This window comes from Fictibacillus sp. 18YEL24 (genome assembly GCF_015903855.1).
GTDB lineage: Bacteria > Bacillota > Bacilli > Bacillales > Fictibacillaceae > Fictibacillus > Fictibacillus phosphorivorans_C.
The window spans coordinates 63,423-77,128 of record NZ_JACZDT010000004.1; the positions used below are offsets into that span (position 1 = coordinate 63,423).

General features: G+C 37.1%; 18 protein-coding genes. 13 read left to right on the forward strand and 5 right to left on the reverse strand.

Translation table 11 applies throughout. The features are described from left to right. Positions 1-10 precede the first annotated feature (10 nt). Positions 11-1,507: an HD domain-containing phosphohydrolase gene (locus HU823_RS13465; RefSeq protein WP_197222416.1), complete on the reverse strand. Its 1,497-nt coding sequence runs from the start codon at positions 1,505-1,507 to the stop codon at positions 11-13. A 305-nt stretch (positions 1,508-1,812) separates the two neighbouring features. Here HU823_RS13465 and HU823_RS13470 point away from each other — a divergent pair, with 305 nt between their 5' ends. Next, positions 1,813-2,541, forward strand: a complete 729-nt coding sequence (locus HU823_RS13470; RefSeq protein WP_144701469.1) for a TraR/DksA C4-type zinc finger protein — start codon at positions 1,813-1,815, stop codon at positions 2,539-2,541. Between the two features lie 41 nt (positions 2,542-2,582). Here HU823_RS13470 and HU823_RS13475 read toward each other — a convergent pair whose 3' ends face one another. Further along, positions 2,583-3,218, reverse strand: coding sequence for a LysE family transporter (locus HU823_RS13475; protein WP_197222417.1), 636 nt, complete (start codon positions 3,216-3,218; stop codon positions 2,583-2,585). A gap of 143 nt (positions 3,219-3,361) precedes the next feature. Between HU823_RS13475 and HU823_RS13480 the strand changes: the two genes are divergently transcribed. After that, positions 3,362-3,937 (forward strand): cysteine hydrolase family protein, encoded by a 576-nt coding sequence (locus HU823_RS13480; protein ID WP_260858638.1) that lies wholly within the window; start codon positions 3,362-3,364, stop codon positions 3,935-3,937. A gap of 117 nt (positions 3,938-4,054) precedes the next feature. Then, the gene (locus HU823_RS13485; RefSeq protein ID WP_144701463.1) at positions 4,055-4,291 is read left to right on the forward strand and encodes a hypothetical protein; all 237 of its coding nucleotides are present in this window, start codon (positions 4,055-4,057) and stop codon (positions 4,289-4,291) included. A gap of 43 nt (positions 4,292-4,334) precedes the next feature. On the opposite strand, the gene HU823_RS13490 is transcribed toward HU823_RS13485, so the two are convergent. Continuing rightward, a complete protein-coding gene (locus HU823_RS13490; protein ID WP_144701461.1) occupies positions 4,335-4,889 on the reverse strand; it encodes a DUF402 domain-containing protein in 555 nt (184 codons plus the stop codon). Positions 4,890-5,007: 118 nt separating this feature from the next. On the opposite strand from HU823_RS13490, the gene HU823_RS13495 reads away from it, so the two are divergent. Together HU823_RS13495 and HU823_RS13500 are read left to right on the forward strand one after the other, a co-directional pair. Next, a complete protein-coding gene (locus HU823_RS13495) occupies positions 5,008-5,403 on the forward strand; it encodes a hypothetical protein (protein WP_144701459.1) in 396 nt (131 codons plus the stop codon). After that, positions 5,404-6,282 carry an alpha/beta fold hydrolase gene (locus tag HU823_RS13500; protein ID WP_144701457.1) on the forward strand — a complete coding sequence of 293 codons (879 nt, stop codon included), beginning with the start codon at positions 5,404-5,406 and terminating at the stop codon, positions 6,280-6,282. It abuts the gene before it with no gap. A gap of 47 nt (positions 6,283-6,329) precedes the next feature. On the opposite strand, the gene HU823_RS13505 is transcribed toward HU823_RS13500, so the two are convergent. Beyond that, positions 6,330-7,631, reverse strand: a complete 1,302-nt coding sequence (locus HU823_RS13505) for a purine/pyrimidine permease (protein ID WP_144701455.1) — start codon at positions 7,629-7,631, stop codon at positions 6,330-6,332. Positions 7,632-7,870: 239 nt separating this feature from the next. On the opposite strand from HU823_RS13505, the gene HU823_RS13510 reads away from it, so the two are divergent. Together HU823_RS13510 and HU823_RS13515 are read left to right on the forward strand one after the other, a co-directional pair. After that, a complete protein-coding gene (locus HU823_RS13510; RefSeq protein ID WP_144701453.1) occupies positions 7,871-8,131 on the forward strand; it encodes a hypothetical protein in 261 nt (86 codons plus the stop codon). Further along, positions 8,128-8,385 carry a flagellar biosynthesis anti-sigma factor FlgM gene (locus HU823_RS13515; RefSeq protein WP_197222418.1) on the forward strand — a complete coding sequence of 86 codons (258 nt, stop codon included), beginning with the start codon at positions 8,128-8,130 and terminating at the stop codon, positions 8,383-8,385. Before HU823_RS13510 ends, HU823_RS13515 begins: the two co-directional genes overlap by 4 nt. Positions 8,386-8,388: 3 nt before the next feature. Here HU823_RS13515 and HU823_RS13520 read toward each other — a convergent pair whose 3' ends face one another. Next, positions 8,389-8,796: a phage holin family protein gene (locus HU823_RS13520; protein ID WP_260858637.1), complete on the reverse strand. Its 408-nt coding sequence runs from the start codon at positions 8,794-8,796 to the stop codon at positions 8,389-8,391. A gap of 208 nt (positions 8,797-9,004) precedes the next feature. On the opposite strand from HU823_RS13520, the gene HU823_RS13525 reads away from it, so the two are divergent. The 6 genes from HU823_RS13525 to HU823_RS13550 all read left to right on the forward strand — a co-directional run bounded on the left by HU823_RS13525 (position 9,005) and on the right by HU823_RS13550 (position 13,610). Beyond that, positions 9,005-9,286: a hypothetical protein gene (locus HU823_RS13525; protein WP_197222419.1), complete on the forward strand. Its 282-nt coding sequence runs from the start codon at positions 9,005-9,007 to the stop codon at positions 9,284-9,286. Between the two features lie 177 nt (positions 9,287-9,463). Then, positions 9,464-10,573 (forward strand): GGDEF domain-containing protein, encoded by a 1,110-nt coding sequence (locus tag HU823_RS13530; protein WP_144701449.1) that lies wholly within the window; start codon positions 9,464-9,466, stop codon positions 10,571-10,573. A 105-nt stretch (positions 10,574-10,678) separates the two neighbouring features. Next, positions 10,679-11,710 (forward strand): YkvI family membrane protein, encoded by a 1,032-nt coding sequence (locus tag HU823_RS13535; RefSeq protein WP_144701447.1) that lies wholly within the window; start codon positions 10,679-10,681, stop codon positions 11,708-11,710. A 67-nt stretch (positions 11,711-11,777) separates the two neighbouring features. After that, on the forward strand, positions 11,778-12,101 hold the full coding sequence (locus HU823_RS13540; protein WP_197222420.1) for a nucleoside triphosphate pyrophosphohydrolase: 324 nt from the start codon (positions 11,778-11,780) through the stop codon (positions 12,099-12,101). Between the two features lie 230 nt (positions 12,102-12,331). Continuing rightward, a complete protein-coding gene (locus HU823_RS13545) occupies positions 12,332-13,129 on the forward strand; it encodes a DeoR/GlpR family DNA-binding transcription regulator (protein WP_197222421.1) in 798 nt (265 codons plus the stop codon). A 304-nt stretch (positions 13,130-13,433) separates the two neighbouring features. After that, a complete protein-coding gene (locus tag HU823_RS13550) occupies positions 13,434-13,610 on the forward strand; it encodes a hypothetical protein (RefSeq protein ID WP_197222422.1) in 177 nt (58 codons plus the stop codon). The last annotated feature ends 96 nt before the right edge of the window (positions 13,611-13,706 follow it).

A 13,706-nucleotide genomic window follows, 5' to 3' on the forward strand; every position in this document is an offset into this window, starting at 1 on the left:
ACCTCCTGTTTTAAGAAATAGATTTTAATGACATCTCTTCAATAAAAAGTTGGGCTAAGTATGGATCCCATTGTGTGCCTTTTCCATCTTCCAAAATGGCCAATGCCTTTTCATGAGTCATCCCTTTACGATATGGCCGATCAGACGTCATTGCGTCATAAGCATCGGCAACAGCAATAATCCTTCCGAAAATAGGAATGTTTTCTCCAGCCAGCTGTTCAGGATAACCTTTTCCATCATAACGTTCATGATGATAACGAACCCCAGGTAGCAACGGTTGCATAGCATCATAAGGCTGTACTTGAGCAAGGATATCAGCACCTATTACAGGGTGCTTTTTTATTTGTTCAAATTCTTCTGATGTTAATTTAGATTCTTTTAGTAGAACTACATCGGGTATTCCAATTTTTCCAATGTCATGCAAAAGTGCAGCTTTCCGAAGCTGGATCAATTGTTGAAACGGCAATCCAGCCATCTGACCGATCTTCATCGCATAATCAGCAACTCGTAAACTATGTCCTGCTGTATATGGATCACGTGCATCCAAGGTTGCGGCCATCGTCGCAAAAAAACTTTCGAGCAGCTGCTTATTTTCATGCTCACGAGATTGTATCGCATGAGCCATATGGTTAAAACCCTTTATGAGTTTAGAAAATTCATCTGAATACAGATCATGAACTTTTGCATTAGAATTTCCGGTGCGGACTTCATACATTCCTGCTTGAAGTTCGTCCATAGGCTGCTGAATATCTTTAAACAATAAGTAGGCTCCATAGATAGCAAAAGAAATACCAATCAATAAGATAAAGAAAGCCCAGCTCCAATACGATCCATTCACAGGCGCTGATAGATGGTATAGTCGAACTTGATTCGCAAGTGCGAATAAAAGAAGTGGGAACGTACCAATAAATAAAGTGCTCCACTGAATTTTTCGTTGAATAGATATGTGTTTAGACGTTGCTAGAGACAGTATTTTCCCATGGTCCTTAAGCGTTCTTTCTTGAATGGTGCGAAGCACAGGCTGAACGGCCTTGGTGGTTAAGAAGAATTCAATTATCGCATGCATACCTGCTACTAATATCGCTCCGAGTGATGCAAGATACATGTAATAATAGGGAAGTGATAAATATTCTAGTGAGATGGCTATAGCAGTTAAGGATAGCGCTGGTATAGATAATCCTAACAGATGCGGACCGAGAATTCTCTTTACAGTTCTGATCGGGAAATGATGTGCATGAAAATATGTTTTTTCAGCGAGCTGTAAAGCAGGTTTTTGTTTTGAAAAGTAATTTTTAAAAATAGCTGTATGCATACGAAAGAAAACATATTCGAGTGAAAACATAATCACACAAGAAGTAAGAAGAATGCCACACAAGATCATAAATTCAAACATGGATAAACGGAGGGTAGTAAAAACAAATACTCCTCCCACTCCTAAAACGGCAGCGGTCGAACCAATCACATAATTTTTTAATAAACGCTTTTCAAAACTCTCATAGATCTTCATGATCCACCGCCTTTCTTACTATTACTTTAAAAAGATATTATTAGCATACCTTACAAAAAGTTGGAAAAAAAGCAATTTTTCAACACTTTAGAACATTTTTTGCTAAAAAATAGGTATTTCGATTTACAAGCGACTATTTGATGATTAAGAAACGGAAAAACAAACGGTGTTGTTCTATATAACAAAGGTAATAAGTTGTTGATTAGTATAGCATGCATGATTAAGGTGCAAAATACACAGGATGGATAATTATTCGGAATAAAGGGTATGAAATGGTATATCGAAGTAAGAAGGGAGATTGAATCATGGCATTATCTACACAAGAAATGGACCATTTTAAACAAATCTTATTATCACGAAAAGAAGAGATAAAAGGTATGAGAGAAAGAAACGAGTCTTTTGGTAATGATTCAGAATTTCCGAAAGAATCAACAGGCGAACTGTCTAATTATGATAATCATCCTGGTGATCTCGGCACAGAATTATTTGAAAAAGAAAAAGATATTGCTCTAAATGATCTACATGAAAAAGAGCTGGAAGATATCGACACAGCTTTAAAAAGTATCGATAAAGGTGAATACGGAATTTGTAAAACGTGTGGCAATGACATTCTGAAGGAACGTTTAGAGGTAGTCCCTTTTACGCTTTATTGTAAAGAGCATAGTCCTGCACAAAGTTCATCAGATGATCGTCCTATTGAAGAAGAGGTTATTGGTCCAGATTATAAAACAAGAAGCAATGACAATAAGGATGCTACTTTTTTTGATGGAGAAGATGCATGGCAGTCCGTTGCTAAATATGGTACGAGTGAAACGCCTTCAGACTTTACCGATCCTGATAAAAGAGACTATAACGAGATGTACGAAGACTCTGATGATGATGACGGATTTGTAGAAGAATATGAAAGTTTTGTTGCTACTGACATCACAGGAAAAGAAAGAAATGTTGTTCAGAACAGAAATCACGAGGAGTATGAAAAAGAGTTAGACAGAGAAGAAGAGAAACAATCAGATAGAGACAAGTATGATAAGTAAAAGACTTGAGGCGCTGGCTATTTCATAGCAGCGCCTTTTGTTTATGAAAGGATTGAAAACAATTTGTATGCAAGAAAGCTAGAGAAACCAATTAGACCGATTCCAGCAAATCTTGCTAGCCACCTTATCGTAATCTCATTAATCAAAAAACGAAAAAAATGGACGGTAAATGCAACGTTTAAATTCCACAGGACAATCCCTGCAATTATGCAAAGACTTAAAGCAATTCTGGTCATTTCATTTGTGGTAGAAGGTATGCTTTGAAGTGAACCGCCATATATGCCAAACCAGAAGATAAAATTATAAGGATTCATAAGAGCGATGACAAAACCTGTCCAGAAAGGTTTCTTGAGGTTTATCTTGTCGTCTATTAGTAAGGATAAGGTTGAGCCTGAATTTCTAATGGTCGAAATTCCTAAATAACTAAGCATAATAATTCCGATGATAAGCATGAGAATTGTAATCCATTCATGATGCAGAAAAGAAGTAAGTCCTAGAAATATCAAAGACATAAACAATAGATCCGCACATACTGCACCAATCCCAACGAACCAAGATGGCCAAAAACCACCAAATAGTCCGTATTTAATCATCTCAAGTTTAATTGGCCCGATAGGAATAGCTAAACTGATACCAAGCATAACAAAATGAATACTCAATATCATGATCTCGTTCAAAAGTGATCCTCCTATTCAAGTAGCTTGTCTAAGTACTCCCAAAATATGAGAACCTCATCCAAAATAGTACGGCAGGAAAAATTAAAGTTGTATCGAAAAAGGTATGTCATAAGGTTACAATCTGAATAAAAGGAGAACGAATTGTGAAAAAAGCATGTTTGCTTATTGTTGATGTTCAAAAAGGATTTGATGATACAAATTTCTGGGGAGAACGAAATAATGCGAATGCTGAAGTGAATATGCTTACATTGCTTGGTGCCTCTCGAGAGGTAGGGTTGCCGATCTTTCATGTGCAGCACCAATCAGAAAATGAACACTCACCATTGCACCCTTTAAAATTAGGTTATCAGTTGAAAACAGGCTTTGAACCTAAAGAAGATGAACCTTTGTTCATTAAGAGCGTTAATAGTGCTTTTATCGGAACGAAGCTTAAAGAAACATTAGAAACACACGAAATCGAACACATCTTGATCATTGGTTTAACGACGAACCATTGTGTTTCTACTACTACAAGAATGGCAGCTAATTATGGGTTTAGCGTGTCTCTCATCCATGATGCGACTGCTGCATTCAAAATAAATTCTTATGATGGAACAGTTTTTTCGGCTCAAGATGTCCATGAGTCTGCTCTTGCTCATCTTCATAAAGAATTTGCAGAAATAATTAGCACAGAAGAAGCATTAGCACGGTGGGTGAGGATTTCTCCATACGTGCAATAACAGACATAGACAATATTCCCCAGGAAATGTCGGATGTTGCTAATGGTTTAGAGGATTTTATTTAGGGTAAAAATGTATATACTAAATTAATCAGAGTAATCTAGAGGTGTCTTACAGATGAATAGTGATCAAATCGAACAATTGATGAACAATCCTGAACAAGAATTAGAGTTTTGGAGAGAAGAAGATCAACAGCTGGAACTTGTCAGAATGAGATATGTTCCTCAGGGTGAGAGTGGTTATTTCCAAGTTACTTTTTTAGATGAGGAAGAAGGGATCATCGGATCACAAGTTTTAGATGAAGTAGAAGATGCTTTGCGTTTTTTAGAGAAAAGTAAGAATGTAAATAAATAGATAAAAACCAGAGGGTAACAGCCCTCTGGTTTTTTGTCTTTTTTTACTTATTGATGAACTTTTTTTCTTTTATCCATTCTTCAGCATGCTCAATGCATGTTTCGAGTTGTTCAAACTTTCCTTCTTTATGCATGGCGATAATTTTTTGAGCTGTCTCATGAGCTAGTTTCATTTGATGTTCATCAATAATCCCTTTGTTGAATGCATCCATCAACTCATTGTCATCTAAAAGAAAGAGTTCCTTATCAGGAAGGATAACGATATCTAAATAGAGGTCATCAAACCAAGGAATTCCGTTTTCATCCACTCCATGATCGATACACATATCTATATAGAACTGCACAACCTTCCCGTTACCATCTAATACGGTTGTGATCGTATATTTTTCTCCCTTTGGAAAATGCTGCATCCATGTATATCCAGAGTCAGCAATACATACTTCATGATCTTTATAGTTAACAATTAATGGTTCAGACACTTGCTTTAGATGGATTGCTGTTACTTTCCCATTAAAACAAGAATTTTCCTTATGCGTTACTTCAAAATGTCTGTCTGTTACTCTTTTCCAATCAGGTCGGTTTGCCATTTTGCGTTCCATTGTACAACCTCCATATTCTGGTGATATTATACCCTATTATTTAAGTATATAAAAAGGTTTTTGTAAAATTGTGGAGAATTATGTAGTGGGTAAGATGAAGAACGGAGGAATTTTAAATATGAGAAAGATACATAAAGAGTTAGAGGATTTTCAATTGGAAAGAGGATGGGAGATTAGTCAAGAAGGTGCTGATAAGAGCACGGAATCTCTTTTGCTTAATCATTTACTATTAACAACAGAAATAGCGGAAATTGCTGAAGAATTAAGAAGAATGTTAAATAGGGCGTATGACATGAAAGAAGAAGGTGTTGAAGGGGAAAAAGCTTTTCAACTCGCAAAGGAAGAAGTTGCTGAAGACATTGGAAAAGAAATTGCAGATAGCATCGCTTATCTTTGCAAATTTGCAACGTTCTTCCAAAGAGATATTGAACAAGATATAAAAAATAAATTGAACGAGATCCATTCTCGCACAAAACCAAATCTGCAAAAGCGTATGAAAGAGGAGGTAAGATAAATGGATATTCTAATTGAAGAACATAAGATACGATCTCATGATGGCACAATGCTTTCAGGTTATGATTATGGCGGTTCGGGGGATACGTTGATTTTAATTCACTACCTTGGTGGAACAGCTAAAGGATGGCATCCAGTGATTCCTTTTTTTAAGAGTCATTATAGAATAATAAGCTATGACCTTCGTGGACATGGAAAATCTGATCAACCCGATCAGGGGTATTCATTCGAAGACACGGCAAACGATTTAGAGAGTGTAATGAATCATTTCGATATTAATAAGGCTCATCTCTTAGGAAGCTCGTACGGATGTATGATTGGGCTATACTTCACAGCGATGCGCCAAGATCGCGTGTTGTCACTTTCCAACATAGACGGTGCGATTATAAATGATTCTGGTGAGCATGGTCTTTACGATGAGACCTTAGATGAGCATCTTGCTAAGTTTGAAGGACAATTGGATCCAGATTACGAATCGGTAGAAGAATATCAACAAGTTTATCAAGAACAATGGTTACCATGGAACAAGGAACGAGCTGATTATATTGCTGCGTATGAACCTCGTCTGAAAGAGAACGGAAAAGTAGGCAATATTACTACCGGCCAAACGATGGAAAAGATCATATCTGAAATCTATTATATAGATTTCTTAACTTGGTATAAGAAGGTTCAGTCTCCTGTTCTATTTCTGCCTGCTGAAAAAGAAGATCACTTTCAAAAATCTTTAAAGTTTATTGATTTGGCAAAAAAAGATTTGCCTTACAGTGAGACTGTTGTTATTCCAAACACGACACATTTAATGATGTTTGATCATGGAAAAGAATTAGCAGAGGCTGTATTTAAATTTCACTCGGAAATTCCGGTTTCAGAAAAACTTTAAGAAAAAAGGCTCCCAGTATTAAGGGAGCCCTTCTTTATTTTCTATTTTCATTCTTCTTTTTGGACATGCTGATGTGAACTTCTGCGTTTATAAAACTGTTCAAGAATCATGCAAGTGAGCATCCCCATGATCAGGCCATTGCTTAGTAAAGTTACGATAATATTGGGCCAATCTTTTAATGCGGCAGCAGGAATAAAGAGACTTCCGATTCCAACCATAAGGGAAGTACTGATAATAAAAAGATTGTTTTCCGATTTTAATTCATTTTTATATTCTTTGAAAGCTAGACCGATCATACTCGAAAAAGGAAGGAAGATCGTTGCATATCCTACCGGTGCAGGAATACCGGCAAAGAAAAAGGTAAGTGGCGGAAAAAAACTAATCAAGATAATAAGTGCATTACCCATGATGAATGCTAATTTGCTAAACATTTTTGTCGTTAAGATGAATCCAGCAGCACCTGAGATCGGTACACTTGCAACAGCTGAAAATAGACCTGCTATCCATGTGTTTATCCCCATCATGATGGATGAGCGATTGTAATTGATAGGTTCATAATCTTTGTTTTCTGTTTCATAGGCTTTTTCGACCACGTTAATACTAGCTACCATGTTTGTAAGTAAAAGCATCCCGACGAATAGGGAAGTGATGATTGTTCCGGAAGATAGCTCTGGCATACCCCAAGCGAATAATTCTGGAAAAGCAAAAGTCGTATTACTATGCATCGTTTCTTTTGTTAAATTCAAGAGTTTAAAAAGTCCCCAACCGAGTAATAAAGAAATCAAGATGGAATAACTTCTTAACCATTTCACACGGGATTTTCCAAGTACGATAGATAAAACTAAGATGAAGAGTGAAGTAAGAGCTACTTTGGTATCTGCGCCTTCCTGTAGATATCCAATTCCTAGCATACCCTTAATAAAAGAGCCACTCAATTGTGAGACGAGTAGGATTAAGTAAGTACCCGTTACTAAAGGAGTAAAAAGAGCTCTGACCGAACTGATAATACGAAACATGCCTAGCAGTAAAAAAAGGATTCCGCTGATCAGCATGCCAGCTGTCAGTTGCTGCAGGCCATCAGCCACCGTTAATGCCCCAGAAGCTACAATGCCCGCATAAACTGTAAAAACACCCCACCATAATCCAGCTGGACCTTCATTGATCGGCAGCTTATGACCAAATAGTGCTTGTAGAATCGCAGACGCACCAATAATTAAGAATGACCGCTGTAATAGTTCTGCGGTTTCCGCTTGTGTCATTCCAAACGCATCACCAATAGCGATGGGAGCAACTAAACTACCCGCAAGGATAAACACCATCCATTGAAGAGAAGAGAACGTTAATTTCATGTAAACACCTTCTGTTATGTATTTCTTTACTTCTCATTATAGACCTTTCATTTGAATCGTAGAAAGGAAATAGGTTTATACATACTGTGTTAGCGGGTAGAATTCCATAAAGCAAGCAGGTACCAACAACGAATAATAGAAAAAAATGTGAAATATTTTTTCGTATACCCTCAAAAAATAGATTGTGGCCGAATTATATAGTCACAGGTTAAGACGACCACAAACAAAGGACGATTCTAATGATGCATAAACTTACACATGATGATGTCATTCAATTGTTAGAGAAACATCTATTAGACTTTGAACAGTTTACGCCTTACTTGTTTACTTCACAGTGGATTCATTCTTTTTGTAAGGATAAAGAAAATGGAAATGAGTTTGAAGTAAAATGGGATCCATCAGGACAAGAATTGTTCTTCAGACTGTTGGACAACTTAGATTATGATGACAAATGGAAATGGCTTGGCACATTTCAATATTCAGAAGAGGTGAAATCATGAGAATTGACGGACAACAACCCGTTCAGCGAAAATATGATGTGAATAAAGTATATCAGCAGCCTTCTGTAAAGCCGCCATCATTTGCTAAAGATGAATTATACATATCTAATGAAGCAAAAGTGCTGCATGAAAATGCTCAATTGAACATAAGAGAGAAGAAACTATTAGATATTAAAAAACGCATTGATGCTGGTGAATACCAGATCGATGCGCAAGCGATCGCAAAAAAAATCTCGCGATTTTATTCCAATTAACAATTACTTATTTTGATTGTCGTTTTTCTGTCTTAACAGAGAAACGGCATTTTTTATGAAAGTAGGAATTGGAACATTCATTCTTCCTGCATTCTCAATAATTGATAACAATTCATTAGATAGATAAAAAAAGATGGTGGCACTGTGGATATAGTTTCCACCTAGCAATTGGTCGAGAGAATGGGCCGCTGCCACGATCGCGAAAATGATCATTTTTTTTAGTATACCTCTAAAGCCCTCTTTGCTGTTCAATCTACCTTCGTAAGCTGAAGCAGCCATGCCGGTTAAATAGTCTAATACAATGAATAAGATAAGTGTCTTGAATAACATGCCGGGTGTACCAAACAGGAAGCTTGCAACTGCTCCTAATGATACTACAGTCATATTGTATAGCATGGACCATTTTTCCACTCGTTCCTTCCCCCTTTGAACTCCAATTTGTATAGTATATGTTTGTACGAAACGATACGTTTTGGCGATTACCTACTACTTGTCCCCTAATTTTTTGAAGCATTATTTCAAATGTGTTAAATAGTCAAAAAATTTAAAAAATATGGAGTCAGACACGCACTATATCTGTTACAATGAAACAAATCCGGAAAGGGAGGAAAGAAATGCAATGAATAAAATTACGTTAGGCTTGCCTCCACATTGCCACAAAGTAACTTGTGACGGAAGAATGATTAAGATCAAGGACTCTGGTAACAACAAATGGGCGTTTCCGCTCTCGGGTACCGAAAATGCAGTTGTTGATCAAGTGAACGATGAGACAGGATTACTTACCATTCATGGAAAGGATAAGATACTCGCGAAACTTGAGATGCCGATTCGTTTTTGTGAAGTAGGCAGAGGCTGGCTCCTTGATAAACTACCTAAAAAGAAACGTGTGAAAATTAAATAAATAATGAAGAAAAAAGCCGCACAGCAGATTCATTTTGCTGTGCGTTTTTCATTTTATATGTGTAGAAAATTATTGAAAAAGAGCTATGTGTTGGAAAAGAAATAATTTAGAAAACAAAATGAAAGAAGGAAAAAAATGTTATAATGATGTTGGATACGTGTAGATGAGGTGAATGTATTGGAAAAAAAACACCTGCCTGCACACTTAAATCACATCGCCTGGAATCGAAAAATAATAAATGTATTTTGGGTTGTAATCTTTGTGTCAGTGTGTGTAGAGGTCATTAACAGTTTTTTTACATCTAAACCATTAGAAGAGTTTATTGGGATGTACATTGTTCTACCAACAACACTTTTAATTTTTATGGTTTGTTTGGCTGAATGGAGTTTTAAAAAGAAAACAATATACATTGATTACATAATAATTTGGACAGCAAGTATGTTCTCTGCGATCTTAATCAGCGTTCATTATGAAATGTATGTTATGTATACGAGTCTGTTCTTTCCTATGTTGATTTCGACGATATATTTTAAAAAGAAAAAAGTATGGTTATCTTTTGCTCTCAGCTCAATTACCTATCTGCTGCTTTCGACTTTCCATCCGGTCTTAAAAAACATGAATGATGTGATGGATCAGATCTCAATGATATGTATTCTCTTAACCTCAACTGCTATCTGTGTTGGGATCATGAGTCGAGGATATGAGATGGCGAAAGAACTAAACAAAGCGCAGGCAGATCATCAAGATCTAATGGTGAAATCGACAATTATGGAAAAGCAAGTGAAGACAGATGCTCTAACAGGTTTGTACAATCACATGGCCTTTTATGAATATATGGACGTGCTGTTGCTTCAAGCGGAAACGTATCATTACCCGGTTCATTTAGCGGTTATGGACATAGATAATTTTAAAAAAATCAACGATACATATGGTCATGGCATTGGAGATATCGTGTTGAAACGAATTGCGAAGGCTATAAAAGATAATGTGACCACAGATGATTTTGTCGCACGGTACGGCGGGGAAGAGTTTGTGGTTATCTTAAATGATATAAGTGAAGAACAAGCCTTTACATTATTAGAAAAGGTTCGATTGGTCATACAAGGGCTAGAGCACCCCGAAGTGAAGCAAGAGAACATAACAATCAGTACTGGATTACAAACGTACAGAAGAGGTATGCATAAACAAGCATTCTTTGAAGGTGCCGACAATAGCTTGTACGTTGCAAAGAGACAGGGAAAGAACAGGGTAATAACTGAAGGATACAGTGAAGCAATACATATTTAATAAGTGATCTATGGCAGCAAGAGAAATCTTGCTGTTTTTTCTTTTTCTTCTAAAATCCTTGTCCATGCATATGTTTGTAAAAGATATGGCCATGGAGGTGAGGGCATGAGTAGTCGAATAAAACAAATATTGCAGATAGCCGCCACTTACATCGGCACTGTTGTAGGTGCTGGTTTTGCTACAGGAAGAGAAATCGTCGAATTTTTTACAAGATACGGCTCAGCCGGTTTTGTGGGAATTCTGATCAGTGGTTTTCTTTTTATCGTGATTGGTACAAAACTTATGATTATGGCAAAGCGGCTAGGTGCAACCTCTTTTGATGAGATGAATCAATATTTGTTTGGAGCGGTCGCCTCACGAATCGTAAACGTATTAATGTTGATCATGCTCTTTGGAGTAACGGGAGTCATGTTATCAGGTGCAGGAGCCTTGTTTTGGGAACAGCTTCATCTTCCTTTTCAAATGGGAATACTATTAACGTTACTTGTAACCTACTTCGTTATGAAAAAAGGGATAGAGGGTATTCTTTGGACAAACTCATTGATCGTCCCCATCATGATATTCTTTTCTATCGTATTGTCAGTATCCATGTTTGATCTTTCTTCAGGAAGGCAGTTATTTGTTGAACAAGACTTTGTTGGTGATTGGAGATGGATTGTAAGTCCGTTTGCCTATGCAGCATTTAACTTAACCTTGGCACAAGCCGTTCTCGTTCCACTCTCACGAGAAGCTAAAGATGAATCTGTTATTAAGTGGGGCGGTTTTTTAGGCGGCCTAGGATTAACGTTTATTCTATTAAATAGTCAGTATGTGCTCTATTCTGTTCCGCGTGTCATGAGCTATGAGATACCGATTGCTGAAATAGTAGGCGGTCTTGGTGTAGTAGTTCATTATATTTTTGTCTTCGTGATCTACGGTGAGATCTTCTCGACACTGATCGGAAACATCTTCGGGCTAGCAGGAGCGTTGCAAAGAAATGTCAGGTTATCCAATCAAGTCATCTTAATCGCTTTAATGACAGGGAGTTACTTGTTAAGCCAGGTAGGATATTCTGAACTTCTTCATTATTTGTATCCAGTATTCGGTTTGAGCGCCATCATTTTTTTAGCTGTTGTTTCTGCTAAAAAACTAACTTGATGCATATCGTTTATATAGGAAAGTTTTTTTTGAGATGCTGTGAAATTGCTGGAAAGGAAAAGAGCCAATGGCGTATTACAATAAATTAGTGAGAGATAAAATACCAGAACTGCTCGAACAGGCTGGGAAGAAGGGAACTTTTCGGATCCTTGGAAATCAGGAGTTTGAAAGTGAGCTTAAGAAAAAGCTTACTGAAGGGGTAAAAGAGTATCGTGAAGCTAAAAGTGAGATAGATGCAGCGGAAGAGCTGGCAGAATTGTTTGAGATCTTAATCGCGTTAACGAAAGTGCATGAACTTACTTTAAGAGAACTGGATGAGATCAGGCAGGAAAAGGCTAGAAAACATGGCCGATTTCACGAACGTCTCTTTCTGATCAAAGTAGAGGACTAGGGGTCTGACCCCAGACAAATACAAATGTAATGAATTTGTATTTGTCAGAAGGACAAAATTATATTCTATTTACCTACCAATTCGGGCTAAAACAAGCTACCATGAATGCTTGTTTTAGCTTGTTTTAAATTAAAACAGGATAAAACATGCAAAATATGTTTGACAAACAAGCATGAAACAGCATATGATTACAGTACCACGTGGAAATAAGAGGTAATGGAGGAAAAAATATGTTTTCTGAAGAAAGAAGAGAAAAGATTTTAGAAGTGCTTAAGAACGAAGGAAGAGTGCTTGCAAAAGAATTATCAGATGCCCTCCAAGTTTCGATTGATTCTATTCGCCGAGACTTATCATCTCTTGAGGATAATGGGCTGCTTAAACGTACACATGGTGGCGCTATTCCTGTAACAGAAGTAAAAAAAGGGCCTTCGCCGAATGAAGTTCGTTTTGGAGAAGGATCAAAGTATGAGAAAGCTATTGCGAAGGAAGCTGTGAAGTACATCAAAGAGAACGATACCATTTTCCTAAGTGGAGGAGGCATGCACCGTGAGATTGTAAAGCATCTTCCTCAGTACCGATTAACAGTTGTGACCAACTCACTCGCAACTGCTGATGCACTTCGCAAGAATGAAAACATTGATCTTTATATGGTTGGTGGAAAAGTGAAGAAATCAGGCAACATGACGGATGCCTTAGTAACCAATCTCATCGGTCAGTATTCTTTTGATGTTTCATTTGCTACAGGTGGCGGAATCTCCGAAAGAGGGATAAGTACTGCAACTCCAGAAGTAGCTGCTTTTATGAGTGCTGTTGGAAAGGTCTCTCGTAAAGTAATTGGTGTATTCCCTCATTACAAAATAGGAGTTAACGCTTTTGCAAAAGTTGGTCCTGTTACGAATGTAGATGTTGTGATCACAGATGATGATGCACCGAGAGACCATCTATCAGCCATTGAACAACAAGGAGTTTCTGTCGTTATTGCTCAATCAGATTTAAGCCATGAGCAACCAGCTTCAAAAACAGAATAATTTTCTTAAACAATAAAAAGACCCCCGGTGTGGAGGTCTTTTTATTGTTCGTTCATCATCAAGACCAAGGCGAGATCTCCGACTTCTGAAGATAAAATCATGAGAGGCCCGCCATTTTCTATTAAACCATTCATCAAACCTGGTAAGTTGAACTCAAGCTCAAATTTGGTGTTTTTTTCAAAAGAGTAAATTCCCATAAAAAAAAGTGTCAGATTATATGACACATCAAATGTTCTGGTGTTCAGATTATCTTATCCTAAAGACAGAGGGAGGTTCAGTGGATCAAATCTGAAATGAGGTGAACATGATGCTGCATTCTTCTCATTTTTCATCAGAAGAAAAGCTTATGATTCGTGAACTGAAGAAGAATATAAGGCTTGAAACAGATGCTCAAGAAAAAAAGGAGCTAGAACGACAGCTCAATGATCTAATTGAGAAAGCTTTCATAAAAAAACAGTTAATGCGCAGAAAGGAACTTTAAGCCATATCACTCTCCAGAAACACTTTAAAAAAACTGAATACATTGTCTTTTTTAAGAAGTAGTGACATTTGATGACTGTATGTGTTAAAGTGACAC